This window comes from Pseudomonas sp. SM4 (assembly GCF_051913165.1).
Lineage (GTDB): Bacteria > Pseudomonadota > Gammaproteobacteria > Pseudomonadales > Pseudomonadaceae > Aquipseudomonas.
Genome location: NZ_JBODOE010000010.1, coordinates 1 through 24,413, shown reverse-complemented (window position 1 = coordinate 24,413; position 24,413 = coordinate 1). Strand labels below are relative to the sequence as shown.

Below are 24,413 nucleotides of genomic sequence, written 5' to 3'. Positions count from 1 at the left end.
GAGCGCCCTATGCTATTGCGACATTTGCGTTATCTGTTGGCCGTTGCCGATTACGGCGGCTTCACCCGCGCGGCCGAGGCGCTGCACGTGTCGCAGCCGACCCTGTCGCAGCAGATCCGCCAACTGGAAGAAACCCTCGGGGTAAGTCTGTTTGACCGGACATCGCGCTCGGTCAAACCCACTGACGCTGGCCAGGCTTACATCGAATGCGCGCGGCGGGTGTTGGTGGAGCTGGAGGCGGGCCAGCGGGCGTTGCATGACGTGAAGGATCTGTCGCGCGGCAGCTTGCGCCTGGCGATGACGCCAACGTTCATGGCGTACCTGGTCGGGCCGTTGGTGCGCGACTTTACGGCGCGGTATCCGGGGATCCATTTGCAGATTTTCGAGTTGTCGATGGACGACATCGAGGCGGGGCTGGCGGATGACTCGCTGGATGTTGCGATTGCGTTTACGCCCGTGCGCAGTCCGGACATCGAGTGTATTCCGGCGTTTACCGAAACACTGGGGATCATGGTCGGGCGTGAGCATCCGTTGTATGAGAGCACTGCGGTGCTGGCGGCGGATGACATCGCGCAGCTGGATTTCGCTTTGCTGGCGCCGGATTTCATCACGCGGTTATCGGTGGATGAGTATTTTCGTCAGCACGGGATCACGCCCAGGGTACGGATCGAGGTGAACTCGGTGAGCACGTTGCTGGAGGTGGTTCGGCATTCGCCGATGGCGACGATGCTGCCGCAGGCGATTGCCACTGAAGAGCGGGCGCTGCGTCGATTGCAGGTCGACAGCGACGCACCGCAACGCGGGGCGGCATTGTTAAGACGCAAGAACAACTACCACAGCGCCGCCGCCGTGGCCTTCACCAAACTGGTCCTGAACCCTCAACCCCTGTAGGAGCTGCCGAAGGCTGCGATCTTTTGATCTGGTTTTTTAGGGGCAAGATCAAAGGATCGCAGCCTTCGGCAGCTCCTACAGGTGATCAATAAAAAGGGCCTGTTCCTTGGCAGGAACAGGCCCTTTTGACTATTGAAGGAGTAACTCAGCAGAACCGATCAATCACCCGAACTTCGTTTTTGTTCTGCAGCGAGTCCCACGCCTGTTTCAGCGTTTGCAGAACATTACCGATGAAGTCCTTGTCGGCGGCGGCTTTTTTGCCGACATAGCCGTGGCCGCGACGATACATCTTCAGGCGGGCCGCCAGGTTCTGGTTGTTCTGGTCGAACTCTTCTTCACCAGCATGCGGCGACAGGCAGTCGATATGCACCTGACCCGACTTGCTGATCCACAGAATGTGGCTGTCGTGGCTGTCTTTTTGCGCAGCGAACATACGAGCCAGTTCTTCGATAGTTGGTTGATTGTTCAGATTCATGATTATGCCCCTTGACCAGTGTGGTGATCTTTCAAAGTTGATTCGCTAATACAGGTAGCCCATCGGTTAGTTGATCCCTGGCACCGAAACCAGGACGTCAGCGCTCGCCCGTTGAAGTACGGGGTCATGCCTCTGTTGCATGTAGTCGTGTTGAATAACTGCTACGCAATAGCGTCACAACGAAGAGAAGCAGCGAAAACCGGGAGGCTTCTTGACGACATTTACCGTGTCGACCACAAGCGTCTTGAGAATTTTCGCCAGCGCTTCTCGTCCTTGTACTGGACGTTCAGGCCAGGTCAGCTTCTTCAATCTGCCTTGTGGGCAGCGTGTATCCGGAAAAAACAACTCGGCGGTCAGACGAGTTTGCTCAAGCGTGTTACCCGTGTTCCCGATCGGGGAACGTCTTCATCATGCAAAAGCAAAACGACGCCGTCAACGGTTTTGTAGTGATTATTTTTGAGCACTACATATTGTCGGACAAAGCTGTTTTGGAATGAGAAAGGATCCGTTCAGGCAACGGAAAAAGGCGTACGCACGCCGTAGAAAGTGCACGGATAACCGTCCACTTCACGCTGCTGCCGGGTGAATTCGCCGCCGCTCAATGCCGGGATCAGCCCGGCCCAGAAGCGCCGGGCCGGCAGGTTGGCGTCGATATGGAAAATTTGCCATTGACCGGGGAGGCGGCTCAAGAGGGTGGAGACGACAAACTGGGCGACACCTTGGCCACGAAAACGCCGCGTGAGGAAGAAGTAGCCGATGTTGTGCTCGGCACCGGCCATGTGCGTTTCGGTGTCGACGGTCACGAACCCGGCGAGTTCGCCGTCGACGCGGATCAGAAAGGGTTGCGTGCCTGGGTGGCGCCAGTAGTCGAGCTTCGGCTGGATGGAAAAGAAACCATGGTCGGCGAGTTTCAGCGGTAGCCACTCGCTGAAATCGTACATGTAGAACTGCATGAGGTTTTCGAGGGTATCGAGTTCGTCACGTTGGGCGGGGTGCAGTTCAATGGTTGGCATGGGGCGTTCACTCCCGGCGATATGACTACTGACACAGTAGTCTGGATTGAACCCAATACCTGTGGTGAGGGGATTTATCCCCGATGGGTTGCGAAGCAGCCCCTCTTTTGACTTTAAAAAAGCAGGGGACTGCTGCGCAGTCCATCGGGGATAAATCCCCTCACCACAGTGGGATGTTATTTGGTGCTGGTTTTGGCCGTGCGCTTGGTTGGGCTACGGGTTGATTTGCGTTTTTTCTTCCACGGGGCCGCCGCTTTGCCGGCAGGGGGCGGGCCGCTGATGGTCAGGCTCAGGGCGGAGCAGCGGGTCACTTGCTTGCTCATCCACGCTGCCTGTTTGGTGACGAATTCTTCCAGGCTCATTTCGCCACTCTGCACCATGTCCAGCGCCTGTTCCCAGATTGCCGTGGTGCCGGGGTCGGCAATCGCGCGGGGCACGGCGTCGATCAGACTGAACGCGGCCGGTGTAGCGGCGAGTGCTTTGCCGTTTTTCAGCAGATAGCCGCGATCCAGCAAACCCTGAATGATCGAGGCGCGGGTGGCCTCGGTGCCGATCCCGGTGGTGTCCTTGAGCTTCTGTTTCAGCAGCGGGTCTTCCACCAGTTTGGCGACGTTTTTCATCGCCTTGATCAGATCACCCTCGGTGTAGGGTTTGGGCGGTTGCGTCCACAGATCCTTGAGTCTTACGTCGGCGATGGCGCATTCGACGCCCTGGCTGAGTGCCGGCAAGGGTTGCGGCGCAGGGGCTTCGCGGCCCTTGGCCGGCGCCAGCGCTTCGGGCAGGGCGCGTTTCCAGCCGGGCTCGATGATTTGTTTGCCGACAGCGCGCAACGCTTCACCATTGCAATCGAAGTCGGCCTGGGTGCGATCGTATTCATGATTGGGCAGGAATTGCGCCAGATAGCGCGCGCGGATCAGCGTGTAGACCGCGCGGTGCTTGCCGCTCAGGCGCTCAAGGTTTTTCGCTGCAGCGGTAGGGATGATGCCGTGGTGGGCGCTGACCTTGGCATCGTTCCAGGCGCGAGACTTGCGTTGCGGTTCAAGAAAACCGTTCAACGCTTCCAGGCTCGGATCGGCCTGGCGCAACGCCGCGAGAATCGCCGACGCCTCGCTGTGCTGGCTCAGCGGCAGATAACCGCAATCGCTGCGCGGGTAGGTGACGACTTTGTAGGTTTCATACAGCGCCTGGGCGATGTCGAGGGTTTCCTGCGCACCGAGGCCGAGCTTCTTCGAACAGACTTCCTGCAACGTGCCGAGATCGAAGGGCAGCGGCGCCACTTCGCGCATGCGTTCGGTTTTCAGCTTGATGACCCGTGCGCTGGCAGCGCTGCCGATTGCTGCCGCGGCCTGTTGCGCCAGCGCCTGATTCAGACAGCGATCCTGATCGTCACAGGCATCCGACGGCGCCCGCCACTGCGCCATGAACGCTGTGCCGCTGTGCAGCAGTTGTACATCGATTGCCCAATACGCCACCGGCACGAAGTCGGCGATGCTGCGATCACGATCCACCACCAGCCGCAGGGTCGGCGTCTGTACTCGGCCCACGGGCAGCACGCCCTGATAGCCGGATTGCCGGCCGAGCAGGGTGAACAGGCGACTCATGTTCATCCCGATCAGCCAGTCTGCCCGTGAGCGACCGAGTGCCGAGTGATACAGGCTGAAGGTCTCTGCCCCCGGTTTCAGGGCGGCCAATGCCTTGCGAATTGAGGCTTCGTCCAGCGCCGACAGCCACAGACGGCGGATCGGCCCGCGATAACGGCAGTGCTCGACCAGTTCCCGGGCGATCATTTCGCCCTCACGGTCGGCGTCGGTGGCGATGATCAGTTCGCTGGCCTCGCCGAGCAGGCGTTTCACCGCTTTGTACTGGCTGGCCGTGCGCGGCTTGACGGTCATTTTCCATTTGTCCGGAATGATCGGCAGATCTGCCAAAACCCAGCGCTTGTAGCGGGCATCGTAGGCATCCGGCGGCGCGGTTTCGAGCAAGTGGCCGATGCACCAGGTCACCGTGACGTCCGTTCCCAGCCAGCAGCCATCGCCCCGGCGCTTGGCACCGAGGACGGCCGCAATGTCTTTGGCCTGGGAAGGTTTTTCACAGAGATACAGCCGCATAACCACCATCGTCGATCAAGGTCGGAACAGGTGCACAGAATGGCCGGACTTGGCGTCAGGGGCAACTTTTATCTGTATGGATATACAGATAAAAAGCATTGCCGCAAGTGACGGGCAATCCCGGGACGGCATACGGCACTATCGAGAAATTGATTAGCGCCGTGGTGTGGGCGTGTGTCAGGTTCCCAGCGTCTCAACAACGCGCGCGACAGGACGGTCTCGCCAGGAGATCGCCGTAGTCTGTCGGACACTGACTACTTTGAAACAAGGACGTACACCATGCCTCAAGCATCCTCCAGCGCCAGCACGGCGTTCAGCGCCGTCGACACCTTCAGCCACCTCTACGACCGTGGTGGTGACGCGTTGGTCAACGGCAAACCGTCGTTCACCGCCGACCAGGCCGCTGACGAAATCCTGCGCAAGGGCCTGTCGTGGGGCGATAAAAACGCCGACGGCAAAATCGACCTCAGCTACAACTTCCTCAGCGAAAAACCGGCGAACTACAACGCCAAGCTGGGCAACTTCAGCGAATTCAGCGCTCAGCAAAAGGCGCAAGCCGTGCTGGCCATGCAGTCCTGGGCCGACGTTGCCAACGTCACGTTCAGCGAAGGCAAGGGCGGTGACGGTCACATGACCTTCGGCAACTACGACGTCAGTACCGGCGGCGCCGCGTTTGCCTACCTGCCGAGCGGCGGCAGTTACGACGGCCAGTCGTGGTACCTGATCAACAATCAATATCAGGTCAACAAGACCCCGGACACCAACAACTACGGGCGCCAGACCCTGACCCACGAAATCGGGCACACCCTCGGCCTGTCACACCCGGGCGCCTACAACGCCGGCAACGGTAACCCGACCTACGGCGACGCCAAATACGCCGAAGACACCCGTGGCTACAGCCTGATGAGCTACTGGAGTGAAACCAACACCGGCCAGGATTTCAGCAAGGACGGCAGCGGTGCCTATGCTTCGGCGCCTTTGCTGGACGACATTGTGGCGGTGCAAAAGCTGTATGGCGCCAATTATGAAACCCGCGCCGGTGACACCACCTACGGCTTCAGCTCCAACGCCGAGCGTGATTTCTACAGCGCGACTTCGGCATCGTCGAAAGTGGTATTTTCGGTGTGGGACGGCGGTGGCAATGACACGCTGAACTTCTCCGGCTTCAACCAGAATCAGAAGATCAACCTCAACGAAGGTTCGTTTTCCGATGTCGGCGGCATGGTCGGCAACGTTTCGATCGCGCATGGCGTGACCGTGGAAAACGCCATTGGCGGCGCGGGCAATGACTTGCTGATCGGCAACGCGGCGGTCAATGTCCTGTTCGGCGGTGCCGGCAACGACATTCTCTACGGCGGCGCTGGCGGTGACACATTGTGGGGCGGCGAGGGTGCCGATACGTTCGTGTTCGGCGCGGCCAGCGATTCGACCAATAACCAGCCTGACTGGATCATGGATTTCAAAAGTGGTCTGGACAAGATCGACCTGTCGGGCATTGCCGGGTTCGCGTCGGGCGCGGCGTCGTTGAATTTTGTCAGCCACTTCACCGGGCATGCCGGCGATGCGATCCTGACGTACTACGGACAAAGCGATCAGACCACGTTGCTGGTTGACCTTACGGGGCAGGGTGCGATTGATTTTGCCGTGGGTGTCGTGGGGCAGGCGTTGGCGAGCGATATCGTCGCCTGATCTGACGCACCGGGCATCGGTTGTAGCTGTGTGGTGAGGGGATCAATCCCCTCACCACACAGCTAACGTCGTGCAGCGTATTGCTTGATAGCCGTTCGGCTGCGAATCCGGCGCGATTGGCAACCATGAGTTATACCTGAACCGGTCTCTTCGCCGTCTCCAGGAGAACCCCATGAAAAGCTCCGGCCCCAGCCCAGTCATCAACCTCGAACAACTCGCCGGCTGCCTGCTGGTGAAGTTTCACGGCATTCAGGTCGCTGCCTCCTCCCATGCGCTGATCCTCAACGAAGCCAACTACCCGCCGGTCTATTACGTCCCTCGCGAAGACATCGACGAGAAGTACTTCGCCCGCACCGACCACACCAGTTACTGCCCGTACAAGGGCGACGCCAACTACTTCAGCCTGCAAGTGCCGGGGCACGAAGGGGCGAACGCGGTGTGGACTTACGAAAATCCGAAAGTGTCGGTCAAAGACATACAGAACTACGTGGCGTTTTACCCGGACCAAGTGAAATTCGAGGTCATAAAAGCTGAGTCATAGGCCATAGCACGCGAAACGGAGTCAGCTCCAGACCTGCAGCGTGATAGCCCCATGATTGTTGCAATACAGCAGCCGCACATCATTGGCAAAACACCTGAGCTGCCCGCTGGCCGGCGCCACCCAACCTGCCGGCCAGCGCGAGCCGTCGCCAATGGCGAAGTAGCTCTGGCGGTCTTTGTCGATTGCACCGATCAGTGTGAACCACTCGGCATCGGCGGCCTTGCAGCGGATGAGGCGTTTGAACGGCGCAAGTTTTGGTACCGCTGCGCCATTGATGTCATGGAGTTCGTTCCAGTCGCGCCAATGGCCACTGGCACGAAAAAAGTAGCGTTGCCCGGCCGTGAGCATGACTGCAGTCGGGCACCAAGGGTCGTCGGCCTGGATCTCTACGCTGCACAGCAATGTTTGCGCGCCCGCCGGAGCGACGACTGAAAGTGGCATGAGCAATCTCCGTGACTCAGTAATTCAAATCGATGAGGCGCTGATCCAGATCGGCGTTGGGGCCCAACCTGAGAATCGTCTTGAGAGTCAGCGTCATCGCTTTCAAGTCATTGTCGAATCCGCCATGTGAAGTATCACGGCTGACGCCCGGCCCATAGGTCATTTGCGCATCGTTGTAGATGTGCAGTGTGGCTGCGCGCGGGTGCGTCAGGCTTTTTCCGGTCGAGGCGAAACCGCTGGGGATTTTTTTGTCCCAGTAGAAGTTGTTCCACTCGACGGTCATGTTCTGCGCGGCCACGCTCCATTCGCTGAGCTTGGGGTTGCTGAAGTCCTGATAAATGCCGTCCAGGCTTTTGGCCATGCCCAGTAGCGGCATTTTATGCAGCTCTTCGTAGGCGCGGGAGACCAGGTAAAGCAACGATTTTCGGTAGACACCGGCGACGTTGTCACTCTGTTCGCGGTTGTCGGACATGATATGCAGATGAAAGTCGTCGCGTTTCAGTCCGCCCTTTTCTATGACCTGGCGGTAGGTCTGGTTGGCGAAATCGAGGGTACACGCCGGCGCCAGCAGTGTTGAAGTGGCAATCGGCAGGCCTCTATTCCAGAGCAGTTGAATCAGGTGACCATTCATCAGCGAACCTGCCGAGTGGCCGATCAGGTGCAGTTCTACATTGGCGGTGCCCATGGCGCCCACCAGTTTTTCCAGGTTGTCGGTGATCTCCAGCAGACCGCGCGGTGTGTACCCCGGAATCGAGGCTGCCAGTGCGTTCTGTTTCATTTGTCGCCACTGCGCGCCACCGGGCTGCTGGGTAATCACCTCCACCCCACGGTCCCACGCCTCGGTGGCTTTGTCCTTGAGCTCTTTTAACGTGTCGAGGAAGCTGCCGGCGTCCAGTGATTGAACGGCATATTTATCTTTGACGATGTCGATGAAAGTTTCCACGACCCCCGTGCGCCAAGTGATGAATAACGGATACACACCGTTTTCAAGAAAGTACGGCGCCATTGCACAAATGCGCTTGATCGACGCTTTTTCGGAATTAAGCCCTCCGTGGGAGAACACCGCGATCCGCAGTACTTTGGGCTTTTTCCCGGCTGGAAGGTTGTTGTACCAGGCCTGAGGGGCCTCAAACACGATGCGCGCCACACTTGCGCGCACATCTTTTACCGCGACGAGACGAGGACCGATGCTGCCGTCGTTTTCAAAAACCACGGTCAATCCGTAGGCGTCATCCGGCTTCAGTGGCAATGGGCCCTTGCGATCGGGGGTGGGCGAGTCGGCGGAAAACAGCGAAAAGCCTTCGCGTTTGGCGCTGGACGTCAGCAACGCATCGCGAAACGCAGACTGCGCCCCATCTGCTCCTTTCGACGGCCGAGTATTGCGCGAAACGGTGCCATGTTTGATCGGCACGCCGAGCCCCACGGTCCAGGCGTCGGTGCCATTGGCCAGCCAGTCTTCGTAGGTCAGGATCGCGAATCCTGAGTAGCCCCAGTCGGTGGACCAGGAGTTCTGCACGATAAAACCTTCGTGGGTATAACCGAGCAGGGCGAACGCATGCCCCCCTTCGGCCTTTTGATGCAACTTGATCACCGGCAATTGCGCGGTGCTCTGGAATGCTCGGGCACCGGGTTTGCCTTTGGTCTTTAGATTCCAGCCCTGATGGACATTGGCTGAAACGTACAGCGCGCCGGTTTCACAGAGCGCCGCCATCATTGCGGTGATGTCGTCTTTTTCAACACGGTAGTAAACGCCCAAGGGGCGAGTGATAGCGTCTTCGGCCCATTGCGCCGCGGGCTCCTCAAAGTCCGGCACCGAGCCGTCGGCGGCGACGGTGTAGGGCCACAGGCTTTTCTCGCAGACGCCGTGCTTGTGCCAGCCCTTTAACGCGCCCCGGCAACTGGAACCTGTGTAATCCTCGCCGGGCCATTCGTCGTACAGCTTGGCCAGATGGTAGAGCTGGCGCGGGCTGGTTTGCACCGATTCGGCATCCCGGCGCCACAACAGATAGTTCACCACCGCCGAGAGCCCGAAACCGGTGCAGGCGCCTTCACTGCCTTGAAACTGCACCATGCCCCGGCCCAGGTAATCCGCCCATTTACCGGTGATGTCCTGATCGGAGGGGAACGACGCTGGAAGCGACTGCACGCGGGGGGTGAATACCCGGTCGCGCAGGTCCAGACGGTCCGGGCGAGCATCCAGGGTGATGGTGGTTTGAGCGAGGGAGAATTGCGACGCAGGCATGGGAGAATCCTCAGTCCGAGAGGTTCAGTTGCCCCACGCCACGAACGCTTTTCTGCGTCGCGGGGTTTCAAGTGTGTGAATGATCGTAGACGAGATTTGGCGGGGTGGGCGGGATGAGGGATCTGTGGCGAGGGGATTTATCCCCGTTGGGCTGCGCAGCGGCCCTGATGGCTGCAACCTTGGTGTGTCTGACTCGTCAAGGTTGCAGGTTTGGGGCTGCTGCGCAGCCCATCGGGGATAAATCCCCTCGCCACAGGGGGGGTAATCAGGCAGTTTTTTTCGGGTAGGCTCAGTTTTTGTCGAGGTCGATGTTTTTGGTTTCGCGCAGGCAGATCATTCCGACGACCAGGCTCACCCCGGTAATCAGCACCGGGTACCACAGCCCATAGAAGATGTCCCCGGTGTACACCACCAAGGCAAACGACACCGTCGGCAGGAAACCGCCAAACCAGCCGTTGCCGATGTGGTACGGCAGCGACATCGAGGTGTAGCGAATCCGCGTCGGAAACAGCTCCACCATCAGCGCTGCCAGAGGCCCGTAGCACATGGCCGAAATGATGATCAGCGCGACGATCAGCGCCACAATCATCGGCTTGTTGATCTGCTGCATATCCGCCTGTTGCGGGTAGCCGGCGAGGGTGATCGCGCCGCGCAATGCCGCTTCGTCGTAGCCGTCGAGTTTGACGTCGCCGACACTCACTTGCACGGCGCTGCCAGCAGGCGCAGCGGCGCTGGAGTAAGGCAGGCCTTGCTTGACCAGGAAGGTCTTGACCTTGTCGCACGGACTGTCGAATTTGGCCTTGCCCACCGGGTCGAACTGAAAGGTACAGGTGGCCGGATCCGCCAACACGGTGATCGGCGCCTGACGGCTGGCCTGATCGATTGCCGGGTTGGCGTAGTGCGCCAGCGATTTGAAAATCGGGAAGTACAGCGCCGTCGCCAGCAGCAAGCCGAGCATCAGCACCGGTTTGCGCCCGACCTTGTCCGACAGCCAGCCGAAAATGATGAAGAACGGCGCACCGATCACCACGCTGATGATCAGCAAGGTGTTGGCCACCGCCGGGTCCATTTTCAGGAACTGGGTGAGGAAGAACAGCACGTAGAACTGCGCCGCGTAGAAAGTCACCGCTTGCCCGGCGTTGATGCTGAACAGGGCGATCAGCACGACCTTGAGGTTTTCCCATTTGCCGAAGGATTCGCGGATTGGCGCCTTCGAGGTTTTGCCTTCTTCCTTCATTTTCAGGTACGCCGGCGACTCGTGCAGGCTCAGGCGAATCCAGGTGGAAATGCCCAGCAGCACGATCGACAGCAGGAACGGAATGCGCCAGCCCCAGACTTCAAACTGGTCACCGGTGAAGTAGCGGCAACCGAGCACCACCAGCAGCGAGAGCAGCAGGCCGAGGGTCGCGGTGGACTGAATCCAGCTGGTGTGAAAGCCGCGCTTGCCGATTGGCGCGTGCTCCGCCACGTAGGTCGCCGCGCCGCCGTATTCACCGCCGAGCGCCAGGCCCTGAAGCATGCGCAGCACCACGAGGATGATCGGTGCGGCGATGCCGATACTGGCGTAGGTCGGCAGCAGGCCGACGCAGAACGTCGCGATGCCCATCAAAATGATCGTCGCGAGGAAGGTGTATTTGCGCCCGATCATGTCCCCCAACCGACCAAACACCAGCGCCCCGAACGGCCGCACGATAAAGCCTGCGGCGAAGGCCATCAGCGCAAAGATGAACGCCGTGGTGTCGTTGACCCCGGCGAAAAACTGCTTGCTGATCACCGCCGCGAGGGCGCCGTAGAGGAAAAAGTCATACCACTCGAACACCGTCCCCAGTGATGAGGCGAAGATGACTTTCTGCGTGGCATTGCTGGTACTGGCGCTGCTCGCAGCGTCCAGCGGCTGAGCGTGTTCTGACATATCGGTATCCCTCACAGTGATTGTTTTTGTTGTTCCACTGATGCTCGATGTCCATGAATCAAACGCAATCCCCTGTAGGAGCTGCCGCAGGCTGCGATCTTTTGATCTTGGTTTTGATTTCAAAAATTCAAAGTCAAAAGATCGCAGCCTTCGGCAGCTCCTACAGGGTTTGGGCCAGTTCCGGTTTTGCGGTGCTGCTCCTGGTGGTGGGGTTGAGGATCAGTTGGGCCGCTTTTTCGGCAATCATCAGCGTAGGCGAACAGGTGTTGCCCGAGGTGATGCGCGGCATGATCGAGGCGTCGGCAATGCGCAAACCGGGGACGCCGTGAACGCGCAACTGTGCATCCACCACCGCGTCACCGTCATTGCCCATGCGGCAGGTGCCGACCGGGTGGAAAATCGTCGTGCCGATTGTCGCCGCCGCTTGCTGCAACTCTGCTTCGCTTTGCAGGCTGGCGCCGGGCAGGTACTCGACCGGTTTGAACGCGTGCAGGGCAGGGGCGCTGACGATGCGCCGGGTCATGCGAATCGCATCCGCTGCCACGCGCAAATCTTCCGGATGGCTGAGATAGTTGGGTTGAATCAGCGGCGCGTGCTGTGGGTCGGCCGAACGGATTTCGATGCGGCCACGGCTCTGCGGACGCAGATCACACACCGACGCAGTAAACGCCGGAAAGCTGTGCAACGGTTCGCCAAAGCGCTCCAGCGACAACGGCTGCACGTGATATTCCAGATTCGCCGAGGTCTGCTCCGGCCCCGAACGGGCAAATGCGCCCAACTGACTCGGCGCCATCGACAGCGGCCCGCTGCGGTCATACAGATAACGCAGGCCCATGCCCATCTTGCCCCAGACGCTGCCGGCGATTTGGTTCAGCGTGCGCGCGTTTTCCAGTTTGTAGATCAGGCGCAGTTGCAGGTGATCCTGCAGGTTGCCGCCGACGCCCGGCAATTCATGGATCACGCCGATACCGAGGCGCTCCAGCAACGGCCGCGGACCAATCCCGGAGCGCTGTAAAATGCTCGGCGAACCGACCGATCCGGCGCACAAGATGATCTCTTTGCGCGCCTTGAACTGTTTGAGCTGGCCTTCGTGACGGGCAACGACTTTCGATGCGCGCCCGTCCTCCAGCACAACCCGATCCACTTCAACCCCGGTCAGCACCGTCAGGTTCGCCCGATCACGCACCGGTTTCAGAAACGCCTTCGCCGCGTTCCAGCGCACGCCGGCCTTCTGATTGACCTGAAAGTAGCCGCAACCCTCGTTGTCGCCCTGATTGAAGTCTTCGATGCTGGCGATGCCGCTTTGCTCGGCGGCGCTGCGAAACGCATCCAGAATCGGCCACGAAAGCCGCTGTTGTTCGACGCGCCATTCACCCTTGGCGCCGTGGAATTCAGCCGCGCCGGCAAAGTGGTTTTCGCTCTGTTTGAACAGCGGCAGCACGTCCTCCCAGGCCCAGCCCGGATTGCCCTCGGCCGCCCAGCCGTCATAGTCGTTGGCCTGGCCGCGCATGTAGATCATGCCGTTGATGGAAGAACACCCGCCGAGCACTTTGCCGCGCGGATAACTCAGCGCACGGCCGTTGAGGCCCGCTTGTTCTTCGGTCTTGAAGCACCAGTCGGTGCGCGGGTTACCGATGCAGAACAGGTAACCGACAGGAATGTGAATCCACGCATAGTTGTCGCGCCCGCCGGCTTCGAGCAACAGCACGCGCTGCTGCGGATCTGCCGACAGTCGATTGGCCAGCAGGCACCCGGCAGGGCCGGCGCCGACCACGATGTAGTCGTATTCATCGAGGGAAGTCTGCATTCCCTGACCTCGCTTTTTGTTTTTATTGTCGGACACTCTAGTTGTTAGCTTTCGTCAAAAGAATGTTAGTTTTTGCGCAGCCGCTGTGCGTTTTTAAACAGCCTGCATAGACCTTAGCCGACAAGGACACAGCATGTTCGACTGGAACGACCTGCGGTTTTTTCTCGAACTGCAACGCAGTGGGCGCCTGCTCACCGCTGCCCGCCGTCTCAACACCACCCACGCCACCGTCGCCCGACACATCGAGGCCATCGAAAAGAGCCTCGGCACTGCGCTGTTCGTCCAGCATGCGCAAGGCTATGAAATGACTCCGGCGGGGGAGGCGCTGCTCAAACATGCGGAAGCGATGGAGAACGTGGCGTTGTTGGCGCAGGAAGAAATCACCCAATCGACCGCGCCGCTGGGCAAGATTCGCGTGGGGGTTACCGAAGGGCTGGGGATCAAGTTTCTGGCCAGTCGCATGATTGGTCTGTTTGAGCGTTATCCGGGTCTGGAAGTGGAACTGGTGGCGGTGCCGCGCTTTGTCAGCATCCTCAACCGTGAGGCGGAAATCAGCATTCATCTGGAGCGCCCGGCGGCGGACATGCTGGTGACGCGCAAACTCACCGATTACCGCCTCGCGCTCTATGCCAGTCAACGCTACCTCGACAAAGCGCCGCCGCTGCAAAGCCGTGAAGATTTGGGCCGGCATGCGTGGATCGGCTATGTCGACGATTTACTGTTCAGCCAGGAACTGATGTTCCTCAACAGCTTCTGCCGCAGCCCGCGGGTGGTATTTCACAGCACCAGCGTCATCGCCCAACAGGAAGCCGCGCGGTCGGGTTTGGGCATTGCGGTGTTGCCGTGCTACATGGCCGAGTCCGATCCGGATCTGGTGCCGTTGTTGCCGGATGAAAGTATCGAGCGCAGTTACTGGATCAGCACGCGGCGCGAGTTGCATAAATCGGTGCGGCTGCGGGTGGTCTGGGATTATGTGGTGGGGTTGTGTGAGGCGGAGCAGGGGTTGTTACGCGGACAGTCCTGCCTACCGTAGATCCTTTGTAGGAGTGAGCCTGCTCGCGATAGCGGTGTGCCAGTCGACATCTGACTCACAGACATACCGCTATCGCGAGCAGGCTCACTCCTACAGGGGGGGCAACAAATTCAACGTTGATTAGTATATGGATATCCGTATATTCGAGTTTCCGTATGTATTGGTGCCGTTCCATGCTCACCCCCACCGAAGTCTTCAAGAGCCTCGCCGACGAAACCCGCGTGCGCGCCATCCTGCTGATTGCCGATCAAGGTGAACTCTGCGTCTGCGAGCTGATGTGTGCGCTTGACGACAGTCAGCCAAAGATCAGCCGTCACCTCGCGCAACTGCGCAGCAACGGCCTGCTGCTCGATCGCCGTCAGGGGCAATGGGTCTACTACCGCCTTAATCCGCAGCTGCCCGATTGGGTTCGCGAAATTCTCCAGGTGACGTCCGGGGCCAACACTGACTGGCTCAAGGACAACGCGTCTCGCCTGCAAAACATGGATGGCCGCCCGGTTCGCGAAGCCGCCTGCTGCTGACACTTCACTGGAGCACCTCATGCGAATCCTGTTCATGTGCACGGCCAACAGCTGCCGCAGCATCCTCTCGGAAGCCATGTTCAATCACTTGGCGCCGCCCGGATTTGAAGCGGTGAGTGCCGGCAGTTTTCCAAAAGGCCAAGTGCTGCCGCGCAGTCTGTTGACCCTGCAACACGCCGGCATTGCCATCAATGGCTTGCACAGCAAAGGCAACGACGCTTTCGAAGGCAACCCGCCAGACATCGTCATCACCGTGTGCGACAAAGCCGCCGGCGAGACCTGCCCGGTGTATTTCGGCCCGGTGCTCAAAGCCCATTGGGGATTGGAAGACCCCTCCGAAGTATCAGCTGACGAGGCCACGGTGAATGGCGCTTTCCACGCGACATTGATGCGGATCGGCCAGCGCTGCCAGGCCTTCCTCGATCTGCCCTTTGAAACCCTCAGCCGCGATGAATTGAAAACCGCGCTCGACCGCATCGGCGCGCTTTAAGGAACACTCATGTCAGCCCACCTGCCAAACCTCGATTCCAGCTTGTTCGATAACGCCAACCCCGCGAAACCCGGCGAACACAAACCGCGCATTCTGTTGCTGTACGGCTCGACCCGTGAGCGCTCCTTCAGCCGTTTACTGGTGGAGGAGTCCGCTCGGTTGCTGGAACACTTCGGCGCCGAAACGCGCGTCTTCAATCCGTCCGGTTTGCCGCTGCCCGACGACGCCCCGGTCGACCATCCCAAAGTGCAGGAACTGCGCGATCTGGTGCTGTGGTCGGAAGGGCAAGTGTGGTGTTCACCCGAACGTCACGGCGCCATGTCTGCTGTGTTCAAGGCGCAGATCGACTGGGTCCCGCTGGAGCTCGGCGCCGTGCGTCCGACCCAGGGCAAAACCCTGGCGGTGATGCAGGTCTGCGGCGGCTCGCAGTCGTTCAACGTGGTCAACCAGTTGCGCGTGTTGGGCCGCTGGATGCGCATGTTCACCATCCCCAACCAATCCTCGGTGCCCAAGGCCTACATGGAGTTCGACGAGGCAGGGCGGATGAAACCGTCGCCGTTCTACGACCGTGTGGTCGACGTGATGGAGGAGTTGGTGAAGTTCACCGTGTTGCTGCGCGATCAGCAGACGCATCTGGTCGACCGCTACTCCGAACGCAAGGAAACTGCTGAGCAGTTGATGGCAAGGGTCAATCAGCGCTCGATCTGAATGCGAGAAAAAGCCCTGATTCAACTGCTGGCGGTTACGTCGATCAGCGGAATCGGTTCGATCGCCCAGGCACGGCTGTTGCGTCGTTCGGGGCACGGAATGGCGCAGGCCTTGCGCCCGGTAAAGTCGCGGGCGAGCCGTGCTTCATCGATCTGCCAGCCCAGGCGCTCCAGTTCGCGAAGGCGTTTGCGCAAGGCGATCTGCAGCGCATCGGACTTCAACGAAACTTCTTGCTGCCAGGAGTCCGGTACGCGCTCCGGGCGCACGTTGCGCAGTACTGCGTGATCCTGTCGGAAAATCTTCAGATTGCTGGCGACGAAGCGTCCGTCGAGCAAGCGCGAGCGTAGATACGTGCGGCCCATCATCCACCACGTGCGCGTGCGGTTGGCGTCCACTGGCACATGGGCCGCAACAATGTAGATCCGCCAGCCATTGGGTAATTGCAATTGCAGCGTGGTACACGGGCCTGACAAATGAAACCCGGGCACGGTTGTCACGCTGACCTGCTCGGTGGCTGATTTGCGCCTGAACAGCCCGGTGCGCTTGGGTCGCTTCATCAACATTCGGGCCTGACCCTGCCACGCATCGCTGTCGACGTCGAACGCTTCGATTTCCGGATGAGCCGGGTCGCCGAAGGTCGAACCATGCACGAAAGGCGCGTGTGCAAAATCCAGCCCGTTCTCGATGACCCGATCCCAACTGGCTTCCCAGTCAAAGTGCCCACTGACTACGCGAACGTTGGCATCATCGAGCCAATCCAGGGCAGGAAGCGGCGGGCGTTCAGCCTCTGGCAAATCGCCTAGAAAGGCCCAGATCCAGCCGTAGCGTTCCTCTGTCGGGTACGCATCAACCCGCGCCTTCTCCGGGATCCGCAGAGTGGGCTGAGCGGGAATCTGCACGCACCGGCCGTCACCGTCGAAGCGCCAGCCGTGGTAGGGGCACTGCACGCTGTCGCCGACCTTGGCCCCGGCCGATAGCGAACCCCCACGGTGCACGCAAATATCGGACAGCAGACGTGCCTTGCCGTGGCTGTCGCGGAAGGCGACAAACGACTGGCCGAGCAGGCGTATCGGCGCGATCTCTTGGCTCAACTGCGATGAGGGAAGGATGACGTACCAAAGGTTTTTGAGCATGGGTTGGGGTGACCGAAAGAGTAGGGACGGGGCTCTGGACGCTTTGAGCATAGATCCGGGCTGGCAGTTCACCGAATGAACTGCATGCGCTCAGATTCGATCATGGTTTTGCAGAAAATCGCCATACGTCGCTTCGGCCTGCTGGACGAGGTGCCGGGCGAAGGCCTACACGGAGGGGGTTTCAGCTCTGGTTTTAATCGCAGGCGAGAACAGTTGGCCCATGCAACTAACTGGTCGAGCCACAGGTCACTCAATCAGCGGAGGTCGATTCAATTCGCACGACCTCGAATATCGAAGACGCTGCCCGTGGCCACTCATCTCGATCGTCGCAACAACCTGTCACTGGACAGCCTGAATTTCTTCCTCGCCGATGTGCGCGACGGGCTCGGGCCCTATCTGGCGATTTACCTGCTGGCGGTTCATCAATGGGACCCGGCCAGCATCGGCCTGGTCATGACCATTGCCGGAATCGCCGCGCTCATCACGCAAACGCCAGCAGGCGCATTGGTCGATAGTACGCGTCGCAAACGAGCGATCATTGTCATTGCGGCGTTGCTGGTGACGGGCAGTTGTCTAGTGTTGCCTTTCGTCACCTCGTTCACTCTGGTGGCGCTGACTCAAGCCCTCAGCGCTGTCGCCGCATCGATTTTTGCGCCGGCGATTTCGGCGATCACCTTAGGCATTACCGGGCCGCGCGCGTTCACGCGACGCACCGGGCGCAACGAAACGTTCAACCATGCCGGCAATGCCTGTGCGGCGCTGTTGGCCGGGCTGTTTGCTTACCTGTTCGGCCCGGTAGCGGTGTTTTATCTGATGGCGGCCATGGCGATTGCCAGCGTCATCGCCGTGTCCTTTGTTTCGCCAGAGGCCATCGACCATGATCTGGCCCGAGGCCTGAACCCCGGCGGTGCCGGGCATGGCACACAACCCTCTGGTTTGTCGGTACTGCTCAAGAACAAACCGCTGCTGATGTTTGCCGTGTGCTGCGCGTTGTTCCACTTGGCGAACGCGGCGATGCTGCCGCTGGTGAGCCAGAAACTGGCGCAAGCCAATCTGCAGATGGCCACGCCGCTGACGTCCGCCTGCATCGTCGCGGCGCAATTGGTCATGGTGCCCGTCGCCTTGCTGTGCGGGGCCAAGGCCGATGTCTGGGGGCGCAAGCCGTTGCTGCTCGCAGGCTTCCTGATTTTGCCGTTGCGTGGCGTACTGTATGTGTGGTCCGACGACCCTTATTGGCTGGTCGCGGTGCAGTTGCTCGACGGTGTGGGCGCGGGGATTTTCGGCGCGCTGTTCCCAGTGGTGGTGAAAGACCTCACGTTGGGCACCGGGCATTTCAACGTCAGCCTGGGCGCACTCTCGACTGCGTTCGGTCTGGGCGCTGCATTGAGTAACGGCCTTGCGGGATTCGTGGTGCAGGCCGCTGGTTACAGTGCGGCGTTTTTGACACTGGCCGTGGTCGCCGCCGCTGCGTTGATTCTGCTTTGGGTGGCCGTTCCCGAGACGTTGCAGTGTTCAAGTGCGCAAGCAGATACGCCGCAAGGCGCTCTTCGAAGTTCATCTTGCCCATGAGCATCAGCCCGTCGTGATCCCGAACGAACGGCCATTCTTGATTGAGCCTCTAGGCTGCGCATCGCGGGTTGGCGCTGCTTTTGCTTGAAACAGCTGCAAGGCCTTTCAAGAATGGAGAGATGCAATGAGGGAATGGGTTACGGGCGGCGACATCCACAAGGATAACTTGCAGGCGATCTGTGACGGCGTCATAGAGCATGGCCGCGCTTTATCTGAGGCACGCGGCGGGCGGGCTCAGCCCATCGCCTGTCTGGTCATGGAGAATGGGCAACTCGTCGGCGGTGCAACCGGCAGAACCGAGTTCAGACGCTTGTTTGTCAATTACCTGTGGGTCGATGCGCAACGGCGCGGCATGGGGCTGGGGGCTGAAGCGTTGCACAGACTTGAGGCGCTAGCCGTTGAACGGGGATGCGTGGACGCCTTGATCGAAACCCTCGATGACGACGTCGCCGAGTGGTACTCGCGGTGTGGATATCAAGTGATAGCGCATGTGCCGCAGTACTGCGGGCCATGGAGTCGGCATACGTTGTTGAAAACGCTCGACGGAGCTCATGGAAATGCTGCCGATGAGCAATAGCCATACCCGCAGTAGCATGCCAATCACCGGCATGCTTCATCACGTCGAGATCAATGTTTCATCCCTGGAAGCATCGCTGCGCTTCTGGCGACCGTTGCTGTGGCCCGCAACACTACGCCCTTTACTGTGAAGATCCGGACAAGATCAAGGTAGAGATCGTTGCGCCGGGGCTTTGTGCTGTTCAGGGTGAATGCCCTTGGGTTGATCCAGCGCGACAACGACACCCGGAGTGAACCCGATATTGCCGGCAGGCCAGGATTCATGGTCGTCCGAGCGATCCCTCAAAGTCGGTTTGAACTGAAGCACTGAAGCCACTTGCCGGGACCACGACGCGCGTCCACTCTATGGCATGCCGACAAGGAGCGTCAGCCGACTCTCCGTCGCGACCACAGGGAGCTTGCAGCATGAGCAAAGACAGCAAAGTCAAAGGCCCGGCATCCTACTTTCCCGCCATCGAAAAAAAGTACGGCCAACCCATCGAACATTGGCTGAACCTGCTCGCCAGCCTCCACGACAAAAAACACATGGAACGGGTTGCCTGGCTCAAGACTGAGCACGGCATGGGCCATGGCCACGCCAACGCGCTGGTCGCGTACCATCTGGCCAACAGCAAACAGTGAGGGCAGGGTAGCCATGAACTTCAGCCACCGGCCAGTGACGGCCGACGATGTCCAAACCGTCTGCGGTTTTCCGCAGGGTGTTCAAGAGTTGTACTTCATGTTCCCGAAGGCGCAATACCCGCTGACGGCAGAGCAGATGCACACCGCGATCGGCCAGCGCTTCGACTCCACGGTGTTCCTGGCCAACGGCGAGTTCGTCGGTTTCGCCAACTTCTACCGTGCTGAACACAACGCTATCTGTTGCATCGGCAACGTCATCGTCGCGCCCTATGCGCGAGGCCAAGGCGTGGCCCGATACATCATCGAAACGATGACGGCACTGGCCTTCGAAAAGTACCAGGCCCGCGAAGTGCAGTTGTCCTGCTTCAACGAAAACACCGCCGGCCTGTTGCTCTACCCTAAACTCGGCTTCGTGCCGTTCGCCATTGAAGAGCGACCGGCACCGCACGGCGGGCGTTCGGCGCTCATTCACATGACCCGCAGTCGAGGCGCCATCGATGCCGCTGAGCTTCCATAAAATGCACGCCAACGGCGATGACTTCGTCGTGGTCGATGCGCGAAACACCACCAATCCGATCACCAGTCAACTGGCCCGACAGCTGGGTGATCGCCACCGAGGCATCGGTTTCAACCAGCTCGCCGTGGTGCTCGATTGCGCGGATGCCGATGCACAGTTGCAGTTCTGGAACGCCGACGGCTCGGCGCTCGATGTGTGCGGCAGCGCCACCCGTGGCGCCGCCGACCGACTGATGCGCGAAGCCAGCCGAAAATCGATCACCCTGCGCACCCAGCGCGGTGTGCTCCACTGTGAACGCACGCCCAGCGGACTGATCTCGGTCGACATGGGCCAACCGCTGCTCGCCTGGGAGGACATTCCTCTGACCGAGGCACACGACACGCTTGTGCTGCCGCTGCCCGGCGACCCCGCCGCGTGCAGCATGGGCAACCCGCATTGCACCTATTTCGTCGAAGACCTCAGCATCCTCGACCTCGCCGCCGTCGGCCCAACCCTCGAAACGCATCCGCTGTTCCCGCACAAAACCAACGTGCACTTCGTCCAGATCCTCGACCGCAGCCACATCCGCCTGCGCATCTGGGAACGCAACGGCGCAATTCCGCTCGGCTCCGGCTCCTGTGCTTGCGGCGCCGCAGTAAACGGCATCCGCCGAGGCCTGCTCGACCAAACCGTCATCGTCGAATGCGACGGCGGCCCCGTCACCTTCCACTGGAACGGCACCGACAGCGTCATCCTGAGCGGCCCGGTCGAACCGATCTTCTCCGGCACAATCCCTTAAGCATTCCGGTCGGCCCGCTCTCTGCAGAAAAACCACCTGACTCCCCTGCAGGGGCGGCCCATGCTCAACGGTCTGAGCACGGCGCTCAGCCCCACGTGGGCGTTCTTTTGCCGAAAGCGGATGCCATCGAGCTGCCGAATTATGCCGAGCAACAGCGGGGATAGATTTGGATGTGATTTCCTACAGCTCAGGCGTCGATTTACCCCGCAGACGTCACCCGCGCAGCCTGCGCAGGATCACGCGACGTCACCAGCCCGAGGAAGGAAATCACCAGCGCCAGGCCGATGGTTGTGGTGACTTCGGTGCGGTGTTGCGGCGTGAGCATCATCACCGCCAGCGCCGCGCAGATGAACACAATCACCAGCCAGGTCAGCCAGGGAAACAGCCACATGCGAAAGGTCAGCTCGACGTTGCGCTGACGCAACAGCTTGCGCATGCGTAACTGCGACACCGCAATCGCCAGGTACACCAGCAACGCAATCGCTCCGGAGCTGGCCAGCAGGAATTCAAACAGCCCGGCGGGCATGATGTAACTCCACACGGTAATCGCCGCGCCGAGCACGGTGCTGGCGATAACGGCTGCGCGTGGCACGCCTTCCGAAGAGGTCGCTTTCAGCGCCTTCGGCGCATCGCCACGACGGCCCAGCGAGTACAACATGCGCGAGGCAATGTAGATCGAGGAGTTCATGCAACTGGCCACGGCAATCAGCACGACCACATCGACCATGAACTTGGCGTGGGGAATGTTCATGATTTCCAGCGCCCGCTGATACGAACCGACCGAGGCCAGCAACGGGTCGTTCCACGGCACCACGGAAATCACCACGAAAATCGACAGCAGGTAAAACACGCCGATGCGCCAGATCACCGAGCGCGTTGCCTTGGCAATGTTACGCGCCGGGTCATTCGATTCGGCGGCGGCGATGGTCACAGCTTCCGTACCGATGAAACTGAACATGATGGTGATGAAAGCACCGACGACCGCCGACAGCCCATTAGGGGCAAAGCCACCGTGTTCAGCCATCAAACCGCTCAACCCGCTGACCTCCCGGTCGGGCACCCAGCCCATCAACACAGCAAAACCGACGCCGATAAAACCAATGATCGCCACGACCTTGGCCATCGCAAACCAGAACTCGAATTCACCATATTTCGACACGCTGAACAGGTTGGTCACCACCAACGCAATGATCGACACCAAGGCGAACAGCCAGGCATCGATCTGCGGAAACCATTGATGCAGCACATGGCCGGCCGCCAGCGCTTCGATCGGAATCACCAGCACCCAGAACCACCAGTAAAGCCAGCCGATGGTAAAACCGGCCCAGCGCCCGATGGCCTGATCGGCATAGGTGGAAAACGAACCGGTGTCGGGATTGGCCACCGCCATTTCGCCGAGCATGCGCATGACCAGAACGACGAGCAACCCTGAGAAAAGATACGCCAGCAGCACGGCGGGGCCGGCCGCTGCGATGGCGTGTCCTGAGCCTACGAACAAACCGGCACCGATGATGCCGGCGATTGACAGCATGGTGACGTGACGAGGCTTGAAGCCCTGCGCCAATTGGCTACTCGAATCCTTGGAGTTCGGGCTAATCATTGGTTTTTTTATTCTCTGCTGATCGACATTTAAGCGGGTTGAAAGGGGCAACCAAGCATTACGATTGCCTGCTGAATGGCTTGGAAACAGCCCCCTTCAAACGCTGCAGTTCTTATCAAACCGATCATCTCGATACGGCTATTTTTATGAAAAGACGCGTCACCTTACCCGGCTTTTCTGCTGATTCAGATGCCTGATCACGCCACCATCGTGTCTGATATCGACACGCGGACACCTTACGGTCTTGTTGGAAACCCGTCAGTCACTGGGAGCTGCGTATTCGCTACAACCGGCGTTCTCAACACTTTTCGTCTATTATCCCGACCACTTTTCAAGCGTTGAGACCTTGCCATGCAAGAGGATTACTGGCCCTTCCATCTTTTCGGGGCGACATTCGCCAGTGAGGCCGAGGCACAGCAATTTGTTTTCGAACAGTGGGAGCCGCAGCCTCTCGAAACGGCATCAGACAGCGTGTACTCTGCATGGGAAGAGCGCAATCCGACGTGGCGGTTATCAGAGGAGCTAGGGTTCCACATGGACTCGGATTTCGTGGAGCTTGCCAATAATCCGGAAGATCTCATCGCGCAGATCCAGAGCCCGTCCGAGAGAGAAAGTGTGGCAGCTACAGCGACAGCATTTACCCACCTCATTCTGGTGGGGATGAATGCTATCTGGGGGGATAGACGCTCGGCGTCAACTCAGCTTGAGTCGCCAGTGCGCTCACCAGAAAGCACAGCAACGTTTACCTACCTCGGGAAATTCAACTGAACGCAAAGTTCTACAGCGAAGGAAGCAGGGCGGATCCATTTTGCTAGAGCAGGTTGGCGGACAGCTTCAAACCATCAGCCAAGCGGCGTCGGCTGAACCCAGGCCGCCCTTCACGAAGTGTGCACTTCGCCAAAACGGACAACCCGGGCCTGTCGTCACAGGCACTGCATCGGGCCTGAGCGCTTAGCGATTAAATCTCGTATTCATCTCATCCAGCACTTCAACGATCTCCGGATCTCGTTCCTTCAACCTGTTTTCGAAGGTGTCCTGCGCGTTGGAATAAGCGTCGCCCATTTTGCTCATGAAGCCGCGACCTTCGGGTGTGTCAGCAAAAATGCTCTTGGCTTGTTCGGGATGGAAGTGGGCACGAATCGCCGCATCCAATTCATCCGCCTGCAAATTGGCCGCATAGGAGTCGATAAACAGCTCCTGCATCTCCTTGAACGGGGCTTTGTCTTCCAAGACTGTGCGGATGTCTTCGTCCATCACTTCCAAGAAGCGCGGCGAGTAGCTTTGCATCGTCGTTTGCACGAGGTCGTCGTAAACTTCCTTGAGCTGACTCACTTCGACCAATTCCCTGGCCTTGTCCTGACTCCCTCCGCAGGCGGTCATTGACGTTGCAAGCAACAAAACCAGCGCTGCCGTTCTCAAACCCATGAGCCATTGTCCTTGTTCAATGTAAAGGTGCCGATTGCCTGGCGCAGGTTCGAACACTGCTTTCATAGCAAACCCGCAGAAGTGCAGGGCGCCGCATTTTAAGCCGACTCCCCCCATTCCCCAAACCCCCAACGCCCCTGCTTCCGTAGGAGCAAAGCTTGCTCGCGAAAACGCCTTCAGCAGCACCAAAAAATCCAATCCAGCTAAAACCCAAACGAGCCAAGCCAAATCCATGCCGCTGACCAATAAACAGGAAATAACCCGCTTGTTTAAACGAAGCCTCCAGCAACCACCTAAGCCCTACAACGCCTTGCGCCATTGCC

23 protein-coding genes are annotated in these 24,413 nt (G+C 59.5%); 13 read left to right on the top strand and 10 right to left on the bottom strand.

What is annotated here, in order from left to right:
* The first annotated feature begins 9 nt into the window (after window positions 1-9).
* Window positions 10-891, top strand: coding sequence for a transcriptional regulator CynR (gene cynR, locus ACQ4MY_RS18995; protein WP_440096115.1), 882 nt, complete (start codon window positions 10-12; stop codon window positions 889-891).
* Window positions 892-1,036: 145 nt separating this feature from the next.
* Here the strand turns inward: cynR and ACQ4MY_RS18990 are convergent, their stop codons facing one another.
* The 3 genes from ACQ4MY_RS18990 to ACQ4MY_RS18980 form a co-directional block, all read right to left on the bottom strand.
* The gene (locus ACQ4MY_RS18990) at window positions 1,037-1,366 is read right to left on the bottom strand and encodes a hypothetical protein (RefSeq protein ID WP_008077317.1); all 330 of its coding nucleotides are present in this window, start codon (window positions 1,364-1,366) and stop codon (window positions 1,037-1,039) included.
* Between the two features lie 509 nt (window positions 1,367-1,875).
* On the bottom strand, window positions 1,876-2,379 hold the full coding sequence (locus ACQ4MY_RS18985; RefSeq protein WP_440096114.1) for a GNAT family N-acetyltransferase: 504 nt from the start codon (window positions 2,377-2,379) through the stop codon (window positions 1,876-1,878).
* A 176-nt stretch (window positions 2,380-2,555) separates the two neighbouring features.
* Window positions 2,556-4,487 (bottom strand): DNA topoisomerase III, encoded by a 1,932-nt coding sequence (locus ACQ4MY_RS18980; protein WP_440096113.1) that lies wholly within the window; start codon window positions 4,485-4,487, stop codon window positions 2,556-2,558.
* Between the two features lie 279 nt (window positions 4,488-4,766).
* Between ACQ4MY_RS18980 and ACQ4MY_RS18975 the strand changes: the two genes are divergently transcribed.
* Window positions 4,767-6,176 (top strand): serralysin family metalloprotease, encoded by a 1,410-nt coding sequence (locus ACQ4MY_RS18975; RefSeq protein WP_158831813.1) that lies wholly within the window; start codon window positions 4,767-4,769, stop codon window positions 6,174-6,176.
* 172 nt (window positions 6,177-6,348) lie between these two features.
* Window positions 6,349-6,717 (top strand): DUF427 domain-containing protein, encoded by a 369-nt coding sequence (locus tag ACQ4MY_RS18970; RefSeq protein WP_158831815.1) that lies wholly within the window; start codon window positions 6,349-6,351, stop codon window positions 6,715-6,717.
* Window positions 6,718-6,738: 21 nt separating this feature from the next.
* On the opposite strand, the gene ACQ4MY_RS18965 is transcribed toward ACQ4MY_RS18970, so the two are convergent.
* The 4 genes from ACQ4MY_RS18965 to ACQ4MY_RS18950 all read right to left on the bottom strand — a co-directional run bounded on the left by ACQ4MY_RS18965 (window position 6,739) and on the right by ACQ4MY_RS18950 (window position 13,119).
* Entirely contained in the window at window positions 6,739-7,158 is a 420-nt protein-coding gene (locus ACQ4MY_RS18965) for a hypothetical protein (RefSeq protein WP_440096112.1), read from the bottom strand.
* A gap of 16 nt (window positions 7,159-7,174) precedes the next feature.
* Entirely contained in the window at window positions 7,175-9,400 is a 2,226-nt protein-coding gene (locus tag ACQ4MY_RS18960) for a C1 family peptidase (protein WP_440096111.1), read from the bottom strand.
* Window positions 9,401-9,689: 289 nt separating this feature from the next.
* A complete protein-coding gene (locus ACQ4MY_RS18955; RefSeq protein WP_158831821.1) occupies window positions 9,690-11,312 on the bottom strand; it encodes an MFS transporter in 1,623 nt (540 codons plus the stop codon).
* A gap of 160 nt (window positions 11,313-11,472) precedes the next feature.
* Window positions 11,473-13,119: a GMC family oxidoreductase gene (locus ACQ4MY_RS18950; protein WP_440096110.1), complete on the bottom strand. Its 1,647-nt coding sequence runs from the start codon at window positions 13,117-13,119 to the stop codon at window positions 11,473-11,475.
* Window positions 13,120-13,252: 133 nt separating this feature from the next.
* Between ACQ4MY_RS18950 and ACQ4MY_RS18945 the strand changes: the two genes are divergently transcribed.
* From ACQ4MY_RS18945 to arsH, 4 genes are all read left to right on the top strand, one after another.
* Entirely contained in the window at window positions 13,253-14,152 is a 900-nt protein-coding gene (locus tag ACQ4MY_RS18945; protein WP_440096109.1) for a LysR family transcriptional regulator, read from the top strand.
* A gap of 173 nt (window positions 14,153-14,325) precedes the next feature.
* Window positions 14,326-14,673 carry a metalloregulator ArsR/SmtB family transcription factor gene (locus ACQ4MY_RS18940; RefSeq protein WP_045122919.1) on the top strand — a complete coding sequence of 116 codons (348 nt, stop codon included), beginning with the start codon at window positions 14,326-14,328 and terminating at the stop codon, window positions 14,671-14,673.
* Window positions 14,674-14,692: 19 nt separating this feature from the next.
* Window positions 14,693-15,163: an arsenate reductase ArsC gene (locus tag ACQ4MY_RS18935; RefSeq protein ID WP_440096108.1), complete on the top strand. Its 471-nt coding sequence runs from the start codon at window positions 14,693-14,695 to the stop codon at window positions 15,161-15,163.
* A 9-nt stretch (window positions 15,164-15,172) separates the two neighbouring features.
* Window positions 15,173-15,871: an arsenical resistance protein ArsH gene (gene arsH / locus ACQ4MY_RS18930; RefSeq protein WP_440096107.1), complete on the top strand. Its 699-nt coding sequence runs from the start codon at window positions 15,173-15,175 to the stop codon at window positions 15,869-15,871.
* 20 nt (window positions 15,872-15,891) lie between these two features.
* Here arsH and ACQ4MY_RS18925 read toward each other — a convergent pair whose 3' ends face one another.
* On the bottom strand, window positions 15,892-17,004 hold the full coding sequence (locus ACQ4MY_RS18925; RefSeq protein WP_440096106.1) for an aromatic ring-hydroxylating dioxygenase subunit alpha: 1,113 nt from the start codon (window positions 17,002-17,004) through the stop codon (window positions 15,892-15,894).
* A 306-nt stretch (window positions 17,005-17,310) separates the two neighbouring features.
* Here ACQ4MY_RS18925 and ACQ4MY_RS18920 point away from each other — a divergent pair, with 306 nt between their 5' ends.
* The 5 genes from ACQ4MY_RS18920 (at window position 17,311) to dapF (ending at window position 21,065) form a co-directional block, all read left to right on the top strand.
* A complete protein-coding gene (locus tag ACQ4MY_RS18920; RefSeq protein WP_440096105.1) occupies window positions 17,311-18,573 on the top strand; it encodes an MFS transporter in 1,263 nt (420 codons plus the stop codon).
* A gap of 124 nt (window positions 18,574-18,697) precedes the next feature.
* The gene (locus ACQ4MY_RS18915; RefSeq protein ID WP_440096104.1) at window positions 18,698-19,150 is read left to right on the top strand and encodes a GNAT family N-acetyltransferase; all 453 of its coding nucleotides are present in this window, start codon (window positions 18,698-18,700) and stop codon (window positions 19,148-19,150) included.
* 404 nt (window positions 19,151-19,554) lie between these two features.
* The gene (locus ACQ4MY_RS18910; RefSeq protein WP_440096103.1) at window positions 19,555-19,770 is read left to right on the top strand and encodes a DUF4287 domain-containing protein; all 216 of its coding nucleotides are present in this window, start codon (window positions 19,555-19,557) and stop codon (window positions 19,768-19,770) included.
* 13 nt (window positions 19,771-19,783) lie between these two features.
* Window positions 19,784-20,287 carry a GNAT family N-acetyltransferase gene (locus ACQ4MY_RS18905; protein ID WP_440096102.1) on the top strand — a complete coding sequence of 168 codons (504 nt, stop codon included), beginning with the start codon at window positions 19,784-19,786 and terminating at the stop codon, window positions 20,285-20,287.
* Window positions 20,268-21,065 carry a diaminopimelate epimerase gene (gene dapF, locus ACQ4MY_RS18900; protein WP_440096101.1) on the top strand — a complete coding sequence of 266 codons (798 nt, stop codon included), beginning with the start codon at window positions 20,268-20,270 and terminating at the stop codon, window positions 21,063-21,065. Before ACQ4MY_RS18905 ends, dapF begins: the two co-directional genes overlap by 20 nt.
* 199 nt (window positions 21,066-21,264) lie before the next feature.
* On the opposite strand, the gene gabP is transcribed toward dapF, so the two are convergent.
* The gene (gabP, locus tag ACQ4MY_RS18895; RefSeq protein ID WP_201226808.1) at window positions 21,265-22,665 is read right to left on the bottom strand and encodes a GABA permease; all 1,401 of its coding nucleotides are present in this window, start codon (window positions 22,663-22,665) and stop codon (window positions 21,265-21,267) included.
* Window positions 22,666-23,016: 351 nt separating this feature from the next.
* Between gabP and ACQ4MY_RS18890 the strand changes: the two genes are divergently transcribed.
* Window positions 23,017-23,433 carry a hypothetical protein gene (locus tag ACQ4MY_RS18890; RefSeq protein ID WP_440096100.1) on the top strand — a complete coding sequence of 139 codons (417 nt, stop codon included), beginning with the start codon at window positions 23,017-23,019 and terminating at the stop codon, window positions 23,431-23,433.
* 183 nt (window positions 23,434-23,616) lie between these two features.
* Here ACQ4MY_RS18890 and ACQ4MY_RS18885 read toward each other — a convergent pair whose 3' ends face one another.
* The gene (locus ACQ4MY_RS18885; RefSeq protein ID WP_440096099.1) at window positions 23,617-24,324 is read right to left on the bottom strand and encodes a hypothetical protein; all 708 of its coding nucleotides are present in this window, start codon (window positions 24,322-24,324) and stop codon (window positions 23,617-23,619) included.
* Between the last annotated feature and the right edge of the window lie 89 nt (window positions 24,325-24,413).